The sequence below is a fragment of the Stenotrophomonas sp. 3(2025) genome (assembly GCF_052665395.1).
This window is the reverse complement of record NZ_JBQOIF010000003.1, coordinates 44,228-62,252: the sequence shown is the minus strand read 5'-3', so window position 1 is coordinate 62,252 and position 18,025 is coordinate 44,228. Positions and strand designations below refer to the sequence as shown.

Sequence of the window (18,025 nt, the reverse complement as noted above, 5' to 3'; positions counted from 1 at the left end):
GCCATGCCGCATCCAGCGGCATACGCAATCCATTCGACAGTGAATACTGCAGACCCGCGCAAGCGATTCCCTCGCTCTGCGCGGGTTCGCACGCGTGCCGAATATTCAACGGTCTTCAACGGCGCCCGCCGTGTGTCCGATCCGCTGATGACCCTGCACTGGCTACCGGCTGACCGGCCGGCCAGGCTGGGTCTGGCGGTTTCCCGCAAGGTCGATCCTCACGCCGTTGGGCGTAACCGGATCAAGCGCGTCCTGCGCGACGCCCTGCGTCAGACACGAACCGACATACAGCCAGGCGACTTCGTCGTCGTGGCTCGTACTGCTGCGCGTCATGCCAGCAACGAAGATATCCGCCAGGCCTTCCTGCGCCTGCTGCGGCGCCTGCGCGCATTGCCCGCGCCGGGCGTGGACGGCACAATGCCGCCGCCTGATGGCATTGCCATTCCCTCCGTCACCGAGCCGGCACCGCGTCCCGGCCCCGCTGAGCCTGCCTGCTGATGAACCAGACCCGTGTTTTCCTGATCTTTGCCTGGCTGATGGTGGCCGTGCTGCTGTGGATGGAGTGGAGCCGTGAAAAGTCCGCCCCGACCCCGGCGCCGACGACCAGCTCGGCCCCGGCCGCCGCCCAGAGCGTCCCCGGTGCGTCCCCGGGCAGCATCCCCAGCGCGCAGGTTCCCGGTGCCCCGGGTCAGGCCGCTGCACAGGCCCAGGCCAGCGCCGCCCCGTCCGCACAGACCGTGACCATCACCACCGACGTGCTGCGCCTGAAGCTCGATGGCGGCCGCGTGCTCGACGCCGAACTGCTGCAGTTCCCGCAGAGCAAGGACGAAGGCAGCCCGCCGGTGCGCCTGCTGACCGAAGATCCCGCCCATCCCTACAGCGCGATCAGCGGCTGGGCCAGCGAGGACAAGAACACCCCGGTGCCGGGTGCCGACGGCTTCAAGCTGGTTGGTGAGACCCGCGACTTCGTGCTGGCCAAGGGCCAGAACGAACTGCAGGTTCCGTTCGTATGGACCGCCGACAACGGCGTGACCATCAAGCGCACCCTGATCGTGGGCCGCAACGAGTATGCGATCCGCTTCAAGGATGAAGTCAGCAATGCCGGTGCCGCGCCGTGGAACGGCTACGTCTACCGCACCCTGGACCGCAGCCCGACGATCCTGTCGCGGAGCATGACCAACCCGGACTCGTTCAGCTTCAACGGTGCCACCTGGTACGACAACGACAAGAAGTACCAGCGTCGCGCGTTCAAGGATTACCTGGACGATGGCGCGCTGAACCAGAACATCACCGGCGGCTGGCTGGCGATGCTGCAGCACCACTTCTTCACCGCGTGGATCCCGCAGAAGGACCAGACCGCACACTACGTGCTGTCGCAGGTGGCCGGTCGTGACCTGATCGAAGCGCGTGGCCCGGCCTTCACCGTGGCCCCGGGCCAGTCCACCAGCACCGAGGCCCGCCTGTGGGTCGGCCCGAAGCTGGTCAACCTGATCGCCAAGGAAGACGTGCCGGGTCTGGACCGTGTGGTCGACTACAGCCGCTTCTCGATGATGGCGGTGATCGGCCAGGGCCTGTTCTGGGTGCTCAACCAGGTGCACAAGCTGGTGGGCAACTGGGGCTGGGCCATCGTCGGCCTGGTGGTGCTGCTGAAGATCGTGCTGTACCCGCTGTCGGCGACGCAGTACAAGAGTGGCGCGAAGATGCGTCGCTTCCAGCCGCGCATCGCACAGCTGAAGGAACGCTATGGTGATGACCGCCAGAAGTTCCAGACCGCGATGATGGAGCTGTACAAGAAGGAAAAGATCAATCCGATGGGCGGCTGCCTGCCGATCCTCATCCAGATGCCGATCTTCTTCGCCCTGTACTGGGTGCTGGTGGAATCGGTCGAACTGCGCCAGGCGCCCTGGTTCGGCTGGATCCAGGACCTCACCGCCCGTGACCCGTACTTCATCCTGCCGGTGATCAACGTGGCGGTGATGTGGTTCACCCAGAAGCTGACGCCGGCACCGGGCATGGACCCGATGCAGCAGAAGATGATGCAGTTCATGCCGCTGGTGTTCGGTGTCATGATGGCCTTCATGCCGTCCGGCCTGGTGCTGTACTGGGTGGTCAACGGTGGCCTGGGCCTGCTGCAGCAGTGGTGGATGACCAAGCGCCACGGCAGCGACCCGGTACCGGCCACGGCAGCCACCGCTCCGGCCAAGAAGAAGTAAGGCGCGTCTGCGCCGAGGGGTAGAGCCGGCCGCTGGCCGGCTGGCCCAGCAAAGGCCCGCCGCAAGGCGGGCTTTTCGCATGCGGCGTTAGAATCGCCGGCACACCATTCCCCCTTGTTCGAGTCCGCCATGCCGCGTGCGCCGTCGTTCCGCCTGTTCCTGCCCAGCCTGCTGCTGACCCTGCTCGTAGCCGGCTGCGGCGACAAGGACGCGCAGGCACCGACGGCAGTCACCCAGCCGAGCGCACAGGCTGCCGCTGCCGCCGACCCGGCCGCCGCGCCGTTGCTCGGCGCATTGCAGAAGCAGCTCGACGGCTATCGCCGGATCATCGTGCTGCTGGCCGATGAGGAACAGCAGTCCGCGGCCGATCGCACCACCTCCACCCGCATCGGCCAGCAGCTGTTCCACGACGGACTGGTGCAGCGCGGCGCCATTGCCACGCAGTTCGACACCCTGCTGCGCGGCACCAGCCCGCAGCGCTTCGCTACCCTGGGCACGGTGCTGGATTACATCGAGTCGGCACCGGAACTGTTCGATGCCGATCGCCTGGCGTTCCGCGAGGTGCTGCGTGACCTGCACGAACGCATCGGCGCCGATTCCTCGTTGCCGGCGGTGAAGCTGCACCAGCGCATCGGCGAAGACCTGGAGGCGCTGGACGAGATCGAGCGCAACTACAACCAGGAGCTGACCCGGATCTTCAGCCGCTTCGAGCGCAGCCGTGCCATCGACCTGAAGCGCGAGAAGTGGGACGACTACATCGTGCACCTGCACAAGGACTACAGCCGCGAAGCGATCCTGCGCGACTACGGCGTGATCGAGCCGTACCCGATGTCGATGAAGGACAGCGACCGCGAGATCTTCGGCCGCGACCTGCCACCGAAGACGGTGGTGCTGACCTTCGACGATGGCCCGCACAAGGCCTATACCGATGAAGTGGTGGCAATCCTCAAGCGCTATGACGTACCGGGCGTGTTCTTCGAGGTCGGTCGCAACCTGGGCAAGGTCGACACCGACGGCAAGGTCAGCCTCGGGCCGATGGCCAAGATCAGCCGCAACCTGATGGAAGAGGGCTACGCCGTCGGCAACCACAGCCTGACCCATGCGCAGCTGTCGCGCACCACCGGCGATGCGCTGCGACAGCAGGTGCTGGACACCGACACCCTGCTGAAGGACGTGGACAGCAAGCGCGCGCCGCTGTTCCGCTTCCCGTATGGCGCACGCAACGCCGAAGGCCTGCAGCTGCTCAACGAGGCGGGCCTGAAGTCGATCATGTGGAACATCGATTCGATGGACTGGGCCGACCCGGTGCCTGAATCGATCGTGCAGCGCGTGCTCGACCAGGTGAACAAGGAGCAGCGCGGCATCATCCTGTTCCACGATATCCACGACCGCGCGGTGAAGGCGTTGCCGCAGATCCTCGATCGGCTGATCGCCGACGGCTACCAGTTCGCCGGCTGGAATGGCCGCGACTTCAGCGTCGCCCGACCGCGCAAGGGCAGCGACCGCGATGCCACCGTCACCACCGGCTATGAAAAATCGTGGGCGATCGTGGTCGGCATCGACAACTACGCCAAGTGGCCGAAGCTGGAATATGCCAGCCACGATGCCCAGGCCGTGGCCGATACGCTCACCGGACAGTTCGGCTTCCCGTCCTCGCAGGTGATCGTGCTGAAGAACGAGCAGGCCACCCGCAACAACATCCTGGCCGCCTTCCACGACCGCCTGGCCGACGACCGCACCGGAAAGAACGACCGCGTGTTCGTGTTCTTCGCCGGCCACGGCGCCACCCGCCAGCTTGCCTCCGGGCGCGACCTCGGCTACATCATCCCGGTGGATTCGGACCCGAAGGAATTCGCCACCGATGCCATCGCGATGACCGACATCCAGAACATTGCCGAGAGCATGCAGGCCAAGCATGTGATGTTCGTGATGGATGCCTGCTACAGCGGTCTCGGCCTCACCCGCGGCGGGCCGTCGTCGTCGTCGTTCCTGCGCGAGAACGCGCGCCGCAGCGCGCGGCAGATGTTGACCGCCGGCGGTGCCGACCAGCAGGTGGCCGATGCCGGCCCGAACGGCCACTCGGTGTTCACCTGGGTGCTGCTGCAGGCATTGGCTGGCAAGGGCGATCTCAATGGCGATGGCCTGATCACCGGTACCGAGCTGGCCGCCTATGTGGCGCCAGCGGTGTCGGCGGTGTCGCAGCAGACGCCGGCGTTCGGCAGCCTGCCCGGCTCGCAGGGGGGCGAGTTCGTGTTCCAGGTGCCGGACAGCCAGGAATACCTCAACGCCGATACACGCCAGCTGACCGCCGATGCGATCGCCCTGAACAACAAGGTCGACGCTGCCCAGGACGCCAAGAACAATGAAGCGCCAGTGACCGTGGCCGACCTGCAGGGCGGCAAGGCCAAGCTGGTGGTGCCGACGGCCGGACCGGCCTCCGACCGCCAGCGCTCGCAGCAGGCCAACGACCGTGGCCTGCAGCTGTACCGCGAGAAGCGCTACGACGAAGCCGCCGTGCAGTTCGCCGAGGCACTGAAGCTGCGCCCGGATTTTGCCCAGGCGGCCAACAATCTCGGCTTCGTCTACTACCGCCAGCAACGCTACGCCGAAGCGGCGCGCTGGCTGGAGAACACGCTGAAGATCGATCCGTCGCGCGCGGTGGCCCATCTCAACCTGGGCGATGCCTACTTCCACGTTGGCGACAAGGCCAAGGCGAAGCACGCCTACACCACCTACCTCGCGCTGCAGCCGCAGGGTAGTGGAGCGGCGCAGGCGCGCGCGCAGCTGGAGAAGCTCTGAGCGATGAACAATATGAAGCGCACCGAGACCATCGTGGCCATTGCCAGCGCGCCCGGCGCGGGCGGCGTGGGCTTGCTGCGCCTGTCAGGCCCGCGCGCCGCAGCGATTGCCAACGCGCTCGGCGCACCGACGTTGCGCCCGCGCCACGCGCACTACGCGCGACTGCGAGATGCAGACGGTGAGGTGATCGATGATGGCATCGTGCTGTGGTTCCCGGCGCCGAACAGCTTCACCGGCGAAGAAGTGGTGGAACTGCAGGGCCATGGCAGCCCGGTACTGCTGCAGCAGCTGGTCGCACGCTGCATCGCGCTCGGCGCGCGGCAGGCGCGGCCCGGCGAGTTCAGCGAACGGGCTTTCCTCAACGGCAAGCTGGACCTGGCACAGGCCGAAGCCATCGCCGATCTGATCGCGGCCGGGGACAACCGCGCGGCACGTGCTGCACGCCGTTCGCTGGATGGTGTGTTCTCGCGCCGCATCGAGGCAGTGGTCGAACAGCTGGTGCTGCTGCGCATCCACGTGGAAGCGGCCATAGATTTCGCCGATGAGCCACTGGACACACTCGGCGGTGCACAGGTGCGGCGTGGCCTGGAACAGGCGCGCAGCGATCTGGCCCTGCTGCGTCGCGACGCAGAGCGTGGCCGTCGTCTGCGCGATGGCCTGCATGCGGTGCTGATCGGCCCACCGAATGCCGGCAAGAGTTCGCTGTTGAACGCGCTGGCCGGCAGCGAGCGTGCCATCGTCACCGACATCGCCGGCACGACCCGTGACACGCTGCGCGAGACCATCCGCCTGGATGGGCTGGAACTGACCCTGGTCGATACCGCCGGCCTGCGCGACGGTGGCGATGCCATCGAACGCGAAGGCATGCGTCGCGCACGCGCGGAGATCGAGCGCACCGACCTGGCGTTGATCGTGCTGGATGCACGCGATCCGGCAGCCGGCGAAGCCGCGATCGGCGAAGCGGTACTGGCGGTGCCGCACAAGGTCTACATCCACAACAAGTCGGATCTGCTGGATGCGATGCCGGTGCGGGACGACCCGGACCGCGTGTTCGTCTCCGCTGCCACCGGCGCGGGACTGGACGAGCTGCACGCGCGCCTGCGTTCGATCGCTTCGGCCGGGGCAGGGGAGCAGGTGGAGGGCGAATTCTCCGCACGCACCCGCCATGTGGATGCAATCGAACGCGCGCAGGAACACGCGCAGCGGGCCGATGGCGAGCTGGTGCACGAGCACCTGGAGCTGGCGGCCGAGGAGCTGCGTCTGGCGCACGACGCGCTGGGCGAAATCACCGGGCAGATGAGTGCCGATGACCTGCTGGGAAGGATCTTCTCCAGCTTCTGCATCGGCAAGTAGTGCCGCGATGAACTGCGACATGCCTGGATTTCATGCAGTACAGCGACTCCCTCTTGGTACGATTCGACAATGGACCCGATAACCGACAGCGACGTCAGATCCGCGCTACTTCGGAAGGTGATCGCTGAGCACGTTGCCAATCCCAATACGCTGGTCGTGGAGGAGATGGGGCTTGCTCGCGGTGCCTGTCGGGTTGATGTCTGCGTCATCAACGGTCACCTGCACGGCTACGAGATCAAGAGCGACGTGGACACGCTGCGCAGGCTTCCCATGCAGCAGCAGTTCTATTCAAACGTTCTCGACAAAGCGACGATTGTTGTGGGGCAGCGGCATCTTGACCACGCGCTGGACGTCCTGCCGGAGTGGTGGGGCGTTCGCACTGTATCGCGCGGCGCGCGTAATGCGGTGCGAATGGAGCTTTTGCGACCCGCCAGGCTCAATCCGTCGGTCAATGGGATGGACGTTGCCGCCCTTCTCTGGCGTGATGAGATCACGACACTGATCTGTGCAAGGAACCCGGACAAGGCAGCGCTGCGCGGCAATCGCACAGCGCTGTGTGAGCGGCTTGGAGAGGTATACAGCCTCGCCGAGATCCGCACGCTGGTCAGGGAACAGTTGAAGCGCCGGACAGATTGGCGAGGTCGCGAACAACCTTAGTCAGGTGGTGATTGGTCGCCACCGTTGGCCAGGTCGAACTTCCGCCCGTACTGGCGACGTTGTTGGCGCAATCTTCGATGTACTCGTCGCCAGCACTGTAAGTTCGTCCCATGAATACCACCGGGGGATCAGAAATCAGGTGCCTGCACAGGTCGCGATACTGGTCGCGGCCATTGCGCTTGACCTGGGTGCCGACGATGATCCGCCATTGGTCATCGATCGTGTACTTGATCTTTGCATTCGGGTCGAACAGGCGTGGGTCCATCATCTCCGTCTGTGGTGACGCGCATCCGTAGTCACCGAACCATGGCTGACGCTGCAGGGCACCGGCTGTCAGTCGGGTGTACCCCCGCCATTCGCGACGGTGAACGTCACCATGAGGGCGATAGCCTGCTGACGGGCTCAGGCTTGCAGGGAAGCTGCCACCGGCCACGGTGAGCGATCTCCATCGGCTGATGTAGGGCAATCCAGCGATCCATGCCTGCCAGATCGATGCCTGGAGGGTCGGAGAATCTGCGACATCTGCCGTACTGTCCAGGACGATGTCCACTTGCTCCGGGGCTACACCCAGGAGATGCAGCAAGCCGTCGATCTTCGCCACAGGACTACCTTCCAGATCATCGGGAACCAGACGCAGTCCGCACCCACGATCATCCTGGGCGATGATGCTGGCAACTGCCTGCTGATACGCCAGATGCCGGCCGATACCGGTTACCGGAATGGCCTGGCAGCCCGACGCCCGCGCGAGATCGAAGACGCGCGCGAGGTGATGGTCTCCATTGGCCATCGTGTCGTCGCCGCCAAGATGCGGTGAATCGAACAGGCAACGGCGCTTCTTCCAATTGGTGCTCAGTCGCTTGCCGACATTCTTCAGGTGGTCATCGAGCGACTTGGCGGGCGTCTCGTTCTCGAAGTCCCACTGTTCGACCGGGATCTCGAACAGGGGATACATCCAGTCCTTTATGGTCTCGCGTGTACGACCTACCGCGAGGTACTCACCTTGTCGCCATTTCAGGATAGGCACGTACATTGTCTTCTCCATGGTCCGATCCTCCGCCAACATCGGTGTTGGTCAGTCGAGGCTATGACCCATCGTTTCGGCGGTTCAATCGGAAAAATTGCAGAATCCAATCCGAATGGCGGTCACCGCGATCATTGGCCAACCGCAGGCAGCCGGCCCCCAGCTCCCCCAACCTGTCACATTCCCGCCGCATACTGACGCCCATCACAAACCGCTTGGGGAAGTTGCAGTGAAGTCGTGGGGTCGTGCGTTGCTGTTGTCGCTGGCCGTGGCACCATCGGTGGCCATGAGTGCTGAATCCTCCCCTCCGGCCGCGCCCAAGGCGTCGGTCTATGGCCACCGCGGTGCAAGCGCATTGTTGCCCGAACACACGTTGGCGGCCTATGCGCAGGCCATCGCCGATGGCGCCGACTACATCGAACCGGACCTGGTGATGACCAAGGACGGGGTGATGGTGGCCCGCCATGAGAACGAGATCGGTGGCACCACCGATGTGGCCGAGCACGAGGAATTCGCCAAGCGGAAGACCCGCAAGGTCATCGACGGGCAGACGGTCGAAGGCTGGTTCACCGAAGACTTCACCCTGGCCGAGCTGAAGACGCTGTACGCCCGCGAGCGCCTGCCGGAGTTCCGCAGCACCGCCTATGACGGCCAGTTCCGGATCGCCAGCCTGGACGAGATCCTGGCGTTCCTGGTCCAGCAGGCCGGTCGTGCCAACCGTGGCATCGGCCTGGTGCCGGAGATCAAGCACCCGACCTACTTCCAGTCGATCGGCCTGCCGATGGAAGACACGCTGCTGGCCGCGCTGCGCGGCAACGCCTATACCAACGTCGGCCCGGTCACCATCCAGTCGTTCGAGACGGCCAACCTGCGCTACCTGCGCGGCAAGATCCCGCGCGGCAGCAACATCCGCCTGCTGCAGCTGCTGTGGAAGGGCGACACCCAGCCGGCCGATGTCGCCAAGGCCGGCGGCGCGCTGACCTATGCGCAGATGATGACTCCGGCGGGACTGAGGGACATCGCGGCCTATGCCGACGGCATCGGCCCGGAGCTGCGCTCGATCATCCCGCTGGATGCCAACGGTGCGCTGGGCACGCCGACGGCGCTGGTGCGCGATGCGCACGCGGTGGGCCTGATGGTGATTCCGTACACCTTCCGCCCGGAGAACCACTTCCAGGCCAGCAACCTGCGCAAGGGCGCGGACACTGCGCGCAACGCGGAGGGGTCGATCGCGGAGATGCGTGCCTACCTGGCGACCGGCATCGATGCCTTCTTCACCGATGACCCGGCATTGGGCCGGCAGGCGGTGGATGGAACGGGCGCGGCAGCGAACGCGGCGAACTGACCGGCGTCAATGCCGCCGGGCATGGCCCGGCGCCACCAGATGCATCCAGAAGCGGTAGCGCCGGGCCATGCCCGGCGTATCCACCCGATCAACCGCGCGGGTCTTCCGGCCGGCGGAACGGGATCACCACATAGTCCTGCCCTTCGCGTGGCTGCCACAGCACCGGAACGCGCTGCGGCGATGGCGGTTCGAGTTCGTCATCGGCCAGCGGCTCGACCTCGTCCTCCTCGTCCTCCCAGCTGTAACGCGGGCGCGGCGGCCGCGGATCGGCGTTGCGGAACAGCAGCGCGGCGATGATGCCGGCGAAGGCTCCGCCCATGTGCGACTGCCAGGACACACCGTCGGCATGCGGCAGCACGGTCATCAGCATGCCGCCGTAGAACAGCATGCCGATCAGCCCGGTGGCGATCGCCGCGCGGTCGCGGCGCAGCAGGCCAAGGCTGGCCAGCAGGAACATCAGGCCGTGGGTGACGCCACTGGCGCCGAGATGGAAGCTGCCGGGGTTGCCGAGCATCCACGCACCGATGCCCGAGCCCAGCCACAGCAGGGGCAGGGCGCGCAGCGTGGCTCTGGGATAGACGCTGCCGGCCAGGGTGCCGAGGATCAGGATGGCGAAGCTGTTGGCGGCGATGTGTTCGACCGAGCCATGCAGCAGCGGTCCACCGATCAGGCCAAGCAGGCCCTTGGCTTCCAGCGGTGCGACCGCCCAGGGCCGCCAGTCGAAATGGTCCTGCAGGGCGAACACGGCCACCAGCACCAGCACGGCGGCCAGGCTGGCATTGAAGGCGCGCAGGATGCGCGTGCGGTCGTTGCGGGCGGCCGGCGCGTCGCCGGCGGGCAGGGGCGCGTTCGTGTTCATACCCTCAGCAATGGCGGTGGCCGGCGCGAAACCAAGGCCACCGCCGCGGGAGAGTGGCTGCGACCGGCGGGACAATCCACCGGCCGCAGCGTTCAATCGGCCAGGATCAGGCGCCGCCTTCCTTCGGCGGGTTCTTCAGGCTCAGCACCACCGTGGCGGCGATGATCACCGCGACCACGCCCAGCGAGATCGGGGTCGGGATCTTGAACAGGTCGATGATCATCATCTTGATGCCGATGAAGGCCAGCACCAGGGCCAGGCCGTACGGCAGCAGGTGGAAGCGGTCGGCCATGCCGGCCAGCAGGAAGAACATCGCGCGCAGGCCGAGCACCGCGAACACGTTGGAGGTCAGCACGATGAACGGGTCGGTGGTGATCGCGAAGATCGCCGGGATGCTGTCCACCGCGAAGATAACGTCGGTCACTGCGATCAGGATCAGCACCGCGAACAGCGGGGTGAACCAGCGCACGCCGTCGCGCTTGACGCTCATCGCGTTGCCTTCGTAGTCCGGCAGCAGGCGCAGGTGCTTGCGCATCCAGCGCAGGGCCGGGTTGGCTTCCAGGTCAGGCTCCTGGCCCGCGGCGAACCACATCTTCCAGCCGGTGAAGAGCAGGAAGGCGCCGAATACGTAGAGCAGCCAGTGGAACTGGGTGATCAGCACGCTACCGGCGAAGATCATGATCGTACGCAGCACGATCGCACCCAGGATGCCGATGATCAGCACCTTCTGGCGCTGTTCCTCCGGCACCGCGAAGTAGCTCATGATCATCAGGAAGACAAAGATGTTGTCCACCGCCAGCGCCTTCTCGACCAGATAACCGGTCAGGAACTCCAGGCCGACCTTGTTGGCCACGACCTGGCCGGCGGTCTCGTTCAGGTAGAACCAGAGGCCGCCGTTGAAGGCCAGGGCCAGCGCGACCCAGCCGATGGACCACCACAGGGCTTCCTTGAAAGTGACCTTGTGCGGGCCACCGTGGCGCATCAATACGAGGTCGACCAGCAGGGCGATGACCACCACCGCTGCGAAGCCGCCCCACAACCACAAATTACCGATCGTCTGCATGGGTTTGTCCGTTGGGAAATGAAAAAAGCCTCAAGCCGGACGGCGAGGATCTGCAACGGAGGATCGGGAGGGGATCCAGGGACAGAGCTTCGCCAGTACGGCGAAGGTCTCGCTCGCAGTTCCGATGGGCCGGAACTGCCGTTGCACCGGAGCCTGCAGGCTCGAATTGACGGCGACAACGTCTGGGAGCTACTCCCCTTCTGCCGCCGATTCTGCGGCCTGGCCGGGCCGGCGTCAAATGCCGGGCCTTCACCGGATTTCCGGCGCCCCATGCCCCCCGGCTACAATAGGTGGATGACTACCCCCCTTCCCGTTGTCCGCCTCAAGAACGCGTGGCGTTCCAGCCACCCGTGGATCTTCCAGAAACTGGTCGAGAAGCCGACCGTCCGGCCCAAGCCCGGCTCCCTCGTCGATGTCGTCGGCGTGGAGGGCGAGTTCATCGGCCGTGGCTTCTACAACGGGCATTCGCGTATTGCCGTACGCATCCTCGAAACCGACCCGCAGATCCCGCTGGATGCCGGCTGGTTCTCGCGCAAGATCGCCCAGGCGGTGTCGCTGCGTCGTGAGGTGCTCAAGCTCGATGCGGTGTCCGACGCCTGGCGCGTGGTGCACAGCGAGGGCGATGGCCTGTCCGGCCTGGTGGTCGACCGCTACGGCGACCTGGTGGTGGTGGAGTTCTTCGCCGCCGGCATGTTCCGCCATCGCGAATGGATCTACGACGCCCTGCGTGAACAGTTCCCGGGTTGCCGCTTCCACAGCTTCGCCGACGAACACGTGCAGAAGCAGGAAAGCTTCGATTTCCACGGCAACACCACCACCGAAGCGTCGGTGATCACCGAGTACGGCATCAAGTTCCGCGCCGACCCGGCCGGTGCGCACAAGACCGGTTTCTTCGCCGACCAGCGCGAGAACCGTGAGTGGCTGAGCCAGCAGGTGGAAGGCAAGAGCGTGCTCGACCTGTGCTGCAACACCGGCGGTTTCGCCGTGTACGCGGCCGCGCGCGGTGCATCGGAAGTGGTCGGCATCGACATCGATGAGGACGTCATCCAGATTGCCAAGGGCAATTCACGTCTGAACAACGTGCGCCCGAAGTTCGTCCAGTCCGACATCTTCCCGTGGCTGCGCGATGCGGCCAACCGCGGTGAGCAGTACGACGTGGTGATCCTGGACCCGGCGAAGATGACCCGCGACCGCGACCAGGTGATCACCGCGCTGAAGAAGTACCTGGACATGAACAAGCTGGCGCTGGGCGTGGTCAAGCCCGGTGGCCTGTTCGCCACGTTCTCCTGCACCGGCCTGGTGGCCGAGGACCAGTTCCTGGACATGCTGCGTCGTGCGGCGTACTTCTCCGGCCGCACCATCCAGATCCTGAAGGTGGCCGGCGCCGGCCCGGACCATCCGTTCATGGCACACGTGCAGGAATCGCGTTACCTGAAGGCCGTGTTCTGCCGCGTGGTGGACTGACCTACGGGGTGTGGAGCCGGGCGATGCCCCGGCTCCCCCACACAGCGCCGAAGACTGCCCCCGCGCGCCAGCCTCAGGGCTGCGCGCGTGGCGGCGCAGGAACCGGCTGCAGCTGCTGCAGCAACCCGTTGATCACCTCGGACCTGCGCCGCAGATGGTGGCCGAGCACGATCGCCACCGCGCCCAGCGCAAGCAGCGCCGGAACCGCGAGCAGCGCGAGCACCCAGCCGACGTCGAACAGAAGCCAGCCCAGCAGACGCTGCTGATGCCATCGCTGCGACCGTTCAGAGCGGGGCAGCCCTGCTGCCTTCTCGAAGCGGGACTGCATTGCCGGCGATACCGGAACACCGATGTCTTCGCCATTGGCCAACGCACGGGCAGTGGCGACCACGGCCGACGAGGCGACGCCGTAGGGAAGCTCCTGCTGTGCACGCAGATAGGCCTGCCACTGGGGGCTGAAGCCGCTGAAGTCTGGACTGGCGATCAGCGCGTCCAGCTGGCGATGGTCGAGGCGATCGCCCTGGCCGATGGCGGGTGCGGTGATGCCCATGCTTCCCCAGGCACCGCACAGCAGCATCGAACCCAGCGCGAATGACCAGGCGAAGCGGCGAAGGCGATGGCGGCTGAGCAGGTCGCGCACGCCGAAGAACATCCACACCAGCAGCAAGGGGGTCATGACCAGCAGGATGAGCAACTGCCTGCCCGTGTCCTTCGACCCATAGCCGGCCGGCACCTGTGCCCACGACGGGGGGCCCAGCTCGGTGCCGGTAAATGCCAGCGCCATGTAGGACAGCGCCGTTGCCGCCAGCGGAAGGCAGGCCAGGCCGAAGACCCGCAGCAGCGAGGCCCGCCGGTAGAACGCGCGCAGGCCCGGAACAGCCTCCACCCGCGCCTGCAGATCCGGCGGGATCTGCAGCGGATCGCGTACCGGCTTGCTCATGCCGGCACCGCCGATGTGCGCAGCAACTGCTGCAGGGCCTGTTTCAGCTGGTCCTGTGCCTGGGCCGCGCTGGCGATCATCTGCGGGCTGGCGTTGTCGCTGTTGTGCAGCGCCTGGATGGTCTGGCGCCAGATCGGCAACAGGATCTGCACCGTCTCGCTGTAACGGTCCAGCAGGTCGATGGCATGGCTGCGTGCCAGCTGCACCTGCATCCGGCTCATCGAATGGCTGGCCAGCAGCGCGGTCAGGTTGCCTACGCGGCGTTGCAGCCGCTCGACCGGACGGTCGAGCACCGGCGCGCCATCGCCGCTGTCGACGGCCGCTGGCAGCTCCTGCAGGAACTGCACGCCTGCATCGATGTACACCTGCAGTCGCACCCCCTGCACGTCATGCTCGAGCAGCTGCGCATCCAGTCGATCGACGCTGGCCCGCACGGCGATGGCTTCGCGCTCGATCCTGGCCAGGACGTCGCCGTTGCTGCCCATGGCAATGCGACGGCGCAGGCGTTCTTCGATATCGGCACCGGTGAACCGCTCCCACCATCCCGCGCGCTGCAGCAGCGCATTGGGATCATGTTCGGACAGCCGGCTGACCAGTTCGGCAAGCGCCTGGGCCAGTGCGTTGGCGCTGCCATCCTGCCAGGCCGGCTCGGCGCTGGCGCTGGCCAGGTCGGCCGGGCCATAGCGGCCGATGTCGGTACGCCCGGCAAACAACGTTGGCAGCACATCACGCTTGAGCTGCTCGACGGTGACCGTGCTGGCGGGGACGGGCGCCTGGCCCTGCGCGGGCAGCGCTGGAGGCTGGGAGTTCGACATCGATGCTTCCATTCCATGGTCGACGCAGCACGCGGTGCTGCACGCTGATTTATCGGCTGCCGGCGAGTGTAATGGAGCTGGCGGATCAATACGGCACTACCGGCGTTGGCCGTCGCGGCGCTATGGTCGTGTCCTTCCCATTGCCGGTGGATGCCCATGCCGTCGTTGCGTCGTCTGTCCCTGCTGCTCGCTCTGGCGCTGAATGCGCCGCTGTCCGCCCATGCCATCGATTTCAGCGCGCAGGAGCTGGCCCGTGCCAAGGCACTGCAGCAGCGCTTGCTGACCCTGGACAGTCATCTGGATACGCCGGCCAATTTCGGCCGCACCGGCTTCGACATCGAGCAGCGGCACGACCGCAACGCACTCTCGCAGGTGGACTACCCGCGCATGGTCGAAGGTGCGCTTGATGGCGGCTTCTGGGCGATCTATACCGACCAGGGCGACCGCACGGCCGCCGCGCATCTGGCCGAGCGCGACCACGGCCTGCAGCGGTTGCTGGAGATCCGGCAGATGCTGGCCGCCAATCCCGAGCGCTTCGCATTGGCGCTGACTGCCGATGACGCGGCGCGGATCAAGGCCGCCGGCAAGCGCGTGGTCTACATCAGCATGGAGAACGCCAGTCCGCTGGTGGCCGACCCCAGCCTGCTGTCGTTCTATCACCGTGCGGGCCTGCGCCTGCTCAGCACCGTGCACTTTGCCAACAACGAGTTCGCCGATTCGGCCACCGATCCCAAGGGGGCTGAATGGAAGGGCCTGAGCCCGGCTGGCAAGGACCTGGTGCGCGAGGCGGTGAAGCTGGGCATCGTCATCGACCAGTCGCACGCCTCCGATGCCGTGTTCGACGATCTGCTGGCGATGATGCCGGTGCCGTTCGTGCTGTCGCACAGTTCGGCCAAGGCGATCTACGACCACCCACGCAATCTTGATGACGCGCGCCTGCGCAAGCTGGCCAAGGCTGGCGGGGTGATCCAGGTGAACGCGTACGGCGGCTACCTGATCGACACCGCCAAGTCGCCCGAGCGCAAGCAGGCCGAAGAAGCCCTGAGCAAGCAGCTGGGTGGCTGGGAAGGCATGACCATCGAACAGGGCGTGGCGCTGCAGAAGGCCGAGCAGGCACTGGACCACGAACACCCGGTGCGCCACGCCAGCCTGGACGACTTCTTCGCCCATTTCGAGCACATCCTGAAGGTGGTCGGCCCCGAGCACGTCGGCATCGGTCTGGACTGGGATGGCGGTGGTGGCCTGAGCGACCTGCCCGATGTCAGCCAGCTGCCGAAGATCACCGCGTGGCTGCTGCGCAAGGGGTACAGCGAACAACAGATCGCCGCCATCTGGGGCGGCAACCTGCTGCGGGTGATGCGCCAGGCGCAGGACTACGCGGCAAAGCAGGGCGGCTGACCGCCCTGCGTGCATCCGGGATTCCGCCGGGCATGGCCCGGCGCTACCGGTGATCCGTTTATTTCGCGATCAGCGCGTTGCGACGGCTGTAGGCGAAGTACAGCACCAGGCCGACCACGTTCCACGCCAGGAAGTACAGCTGGGTGGTGTGCGGCAGGCTGATGAACAGGTAGATGCAGCCCAGTGCCGCCAGCGGGCCGACAATGAAGGCCAACGGCGTGCGGAAGGTGCGCTCGCGGTTCGGCTCACGCACGCGCAGCACCACCAGGCAGATGCCAACGGCGGTGAACGCGGCCAGGGTACCGGCATTGGCCAGTGCGGCGATCTCGTCCAGGCGTGCAACGCCGGCCAGTGCCGACACCACCAGGGCGGTGAACAGCGTGGTCGCCACCGGCGTGCCGGTACGTGCGTTGACCTTGGACAGGCCACGCGGCAGCAGTCCATCGCGGCTCATGACGAAGAAGATGCGGCTCTGGCCGTACAGGAAGGCCAGCAGCACGGTCGGCAGGGCGATGATCGCGATCACGCCGATCAGCATCGCGGCGGTGGGCTGGCCCAGCTGGCGCATGATCAATGCCAGCGGCTCGGCACTCTGGCCAAACACGGTGTAGCTCATCGCACCGATCGCGGCCAGCGCCACCAGCACGTACACGATGGTGCAGCCGACCATCGAGCCGATGATGCCGATGGACAGGTCGCGCCCGGGGTTCTTGGTTTCTTCGGCGGCGGTGGAGATCGCGTCGAAGCCGTAGAACGCGAAGAAGATGATCGCCGCCGCCGCCATCACGCCGCGCTCGACGCCATCCGGGCCCAGCGTCTTGGCGAATCCGTAAGGCATGAACGGCTGCAGGTTGTTGGCGTCGAACGCCGGCAGGGCCACCGCCACGAAGATAGCCAGCGCGATCAGCTTGAACACGACCAGGATCGCGTTGAGGGTGGCGCTTTCCTTGGTACCGGCCATCAGCATCAGGGCCACCAGCCAGGTGATGACGATGGCGGGCAGGTTGATCATGCCGCCATCGACGTGCGGGCCTGCCGCGAGCATCGCCGGCAGGCGCAGGTCCCAGCCGAACTGGGTATGCACCCATTCCAGGAAGCCGACGAAATAACCGGACCAGCCGACCGCCACGGTACTCACCACCAGCGAGTACTCCAGGATCAGGCTCCAGCCGACCACCCAGGCAAACACTTCGCCCAGGGCACTGTAGCTGTAGGTATAGGCGCTGCCGGCGGCAGGCATCATCGTGGATAGCTCTGCGTAGGCCAATGCCGCGCAGGCACACACCGCGCCGGCGATGGCGAAGGAGATCAGCACGGCCGGGCCAGCGCGGTCGGCACCCACGCCGATCAGGGTATAGATGCCGGTGCCGACGATGGCGCCGATGCCCAGCGCGATCAGGTGCGGCCAGCTGAGGGTCGGGACCAGACGCCGGCCGGCTTCATGGACGGTGACGGAATCTAGGGACTTGCGCCGGAGCAGGGACATGCAGGCCTCGGAAGGGGTGACTGAGAACGACAAGTCCCCGAGTGTGACCGAACGCAGCGCAGCATTGCCACTGACGGGGGTCATGGCCGACACAGCGCGCGCTGGACGCTGGGCACTCTGCCGGAAACGGCACAAACGGCCTCAGCGCAGGCGCCTACCAGTGACAGCCGTCGTCCTGGAAGGCGTTGACGTCTTCGTCGAAGTCCGTGCGGCGACCGTCCCGGGCACGCACGTAGCTGAAGCTGTAGATCCGTGCGCCCTGCGTGCTCAGTGTGTAGTGACCGTTGATGCGACCGTCCACGCGCTCTTCCCAGACGGTATCGAACTGGTAGGGGCGGTCCTCGTCCAGCACCGTGGTCTGTTCGGAGACCCGGCGCAGCGGCAGGCGCTCGCTGTGCCCGGCATAACGCACATCGGCGCGGCCATCGTCCAGCCAGCGCCATTCCAGGTGGATCGTGTTGTCGCGGCCACCGCTGAGGCAGCGGTGCTCCGGTGCGGCCGTGGCCGGAGCACTGGCAAGCAGCAGCACCAGGGCTGCTGCGACCGCGAGCGTTGGTGTTGCGGCCATGGCGCTTTTGTCCAACGAGGGGCGTCAGCATAGCGCGCCCCCGC

Annotated in this window: 15 protein-coding genes; 8 read left to right on the top strand and 7 right to left on the bottom strand. The window is 66.1% G+C overall.

Going from position 1 to position 18,025, the window contains the following annotated elements:
* Positions 1–3: 3 nt before the first annotated feature.
* The 5 genes from rnpA to ACUXVE_RS03185 all read left to right on the top strand — a co-directional run bounded on the left by rnpA (position 4) and on the right by ACUXVE_RS03185 (position 7,022).
* Positions 4–498, top strand: coding sequence for a ribonuclease P protein component (gene rnpA / locus ACUXVE_RS03205; protein WP_445513815.1), 495 nt, complete (start codon positions 4–6; stop codon positions 496–498).
* The gene (yidC, locus tag ACUXVE_RS03200; RefSeq protein ID WP_093820380.1) at positions 498–2,213 is read left to right on the top strand and encodes a membrane protein insertase YidC; all 1,716 of its coding nucleotides are present in this window, start codon (positions 498–500) and stop codon (positions 2,211–2,213) included. The genes rnpA and yidC overlap by 1 nt, the downstream gene beginning before the upstream one ends.
* Positions 2,214–2,342: 129 nt before the next feature.
* Positions 2,343–5,012, top strand: a complete 2,670-nt coding sequence (locus ACUXVE_RS03195; protein WP_445513814.1) for a polysaccharide deacetylase family protein — start codon at positions 2,343–2,345, stop codon at positions 5,010–5,012.
* A gap of 3 nt (positions 5,013–5,015) precedes the next feature.
* Positions 5,016–6,365, top strand: a complete 1,350-nt coding sequence (gene mnmE, locus ACUXVE_RS03190) for a tRNA uridine-5-carboxymethylaminomethyl(34) synthesis GTPase MnmE (RefSeq protein ID WP_117311808.1) — start codon at positions 5,016–5,018, stop codon at positions 6,363–6,365.
* Between the two features lie 69 nt (positions 6,366–6,434).
* Positions 6,435–7,022: a sce7726 family protein gene (locus tag ACUXVE_RS03185; RefSeq protein ID WP_222388076.1), complete on the top strand. Its 588-nt coding sequence runs from the start codon at positions 6,435–6,437 to the stop codon at positions 7,020–7,022.
* Here ACUXVE_RS03185 and ACUXVE_RS03180 read toward each other — a convergent pair.
* Complete coding sequence (locus ACUXVE_RS03180) at positions 6,970–8,064, bottom strand: beta family protein (protein ID WP_445513813.1); 1,095 nt, start codon at positions 8,062–8,064, stop codon at positions 6,970–6,972. The two genes, ACUXVE_RS03185 and ACUXVE_RS03180, sit on opposite strands and share 53 nt — an antisense overlap.
* 208 nt (positions 8,065–8,272) lie before the next feature.
* Between ACUXVE_RS03180 and ACUXVE_RS03175 the strand changes: the two genes are divergently transcribed.
* Positions 8,273–9,388: a glycerophosphodiester phosphodiesterase gene (locus ACUXVE_RS03175; protein WP_445513812.1), complete on the top strand. Its 1,116-nt coding sequence runs from the start codon at positions 8,273–8,275 to the stop codon at positions 9,386–9,388.
* Positions 9,389–9,476: 88 nt separating this feature from the next.
* Here ACUXVE_RS03175 and ACUXVE_RS03170 read toward each other — a convergent pair whose 3' ends face one another.
* A complete protein-coding gene (locus ACUXVE_RS03170) occupies positions 9,477–10,247 on the bottom strand; it encodes a rhomboid family intramembrane serine protease (RefSeq protein ID WP_445513811.1) in 771 nt (256 codons plus the stop codon).
* Between the two features lie 106 nt (positions 10,248–10,353).
* On the bottom strand, positions 10,354–11,310 hold the full coding sequence (locus tag ACUXVE_RS03165; protein ID WP_025875596.1) for a TerC family protein: 957 nt from the start codon (positions 11,308–11,310) through the stop codon (positions 10,354–10,356).
* A gap of 294 nt (positions 11,311–11,604) precedes the next feature.
* Here ACUXVE_RS03165 and ACUXVE_RS03160 point away from each other — a divergent pair, with 294 nt between their 5' ends.
* Complete coding sequence (locus tag ACUXVE_RS03160) at positions 11,605–12,774, top strand: class I SAM-dependent rRNA methyltransferase (RefSeq protein WP_093820390.1); 1,170 nt, start codon at positions 11,605–11,607, stop codon at positions 12,772–12,774.
* 73 nt (positions 12,775–12,847) lie between these two features.
* On the opposite strand, the gene ACUXVE_RS03155 is transcribed toward ACUXVE_RS03160, so the two are convergent.
* A complete protein-coding gene (locus tag ACUXVE_RS03155) occupies positions 12,848–13,714 on the bottom strand; it encodes a hypothetical protein (protein ID WP_445513810.1) in 867 nt (288 codons plus the stop codon).
* Entirely contained in the window at positions 13,711–14,529 is an 819-nt protein-coding gene (locus tag ACUXVE_RS03150) for a protein klaA (RefSeq protein ID WP_445513809.1), read from the bottom strand. Before ACUXVE_RS03150 ends, ACUXVE_RS03155 begins: the two co-directional genes overlap by 4 nt.
* Before the next feature lie 156 nt (positions 14,530–14,685).
* Between ACUXVE_RS03150 and ACUXVE_RS03145 the strand changes: the two genes are divergently transcribed.
* Positions 14,686–15,927, top strand: coding sequence for a dipeptidase (locus tag ACUXVE_RS03145; RefSeq protein ID WP_445513808.1), 1,242 nt, complete (start codon positions 14,686–14,688; stop codon positions 15,925–15,927).
* Positions 15,928–15,985: 58 nt separating this feature from the next.
* Here ACUXVE_RS03145 and ACUXVE_RS03140 read toward each other — a convergent pair whose 3' ends face one another.
* Together ACUXVE_RS03140 and ACUXVE_RS03135 are read right to left on the bottom strand one after the other, a co-directional pair.
* Positions 15,986–17,413, bottom strand: a complete 1,428-nt coding sequence (locus ACUXVE_RS03140; protein WP_093820395.1) for an amino acid permease — start codon at positions 17,411–17,413, stop codon at positions 15,986–15,988.
* A 154-nt stretch (positions 17,414–17,567) separates the two neighbouring features.
* Positions 17,568–17,981, bottom strand: coding sequence for a hypothetical protein (locus ACUXVE_RS03135; protein WP_222388082.1), 414 nt, complete (start codon positions 17,979–17,981; stop codon positions 17,568–17,570).
* Between the last annotated feature and the right edge of the window lie 44 nt (positions 17,982–18,025).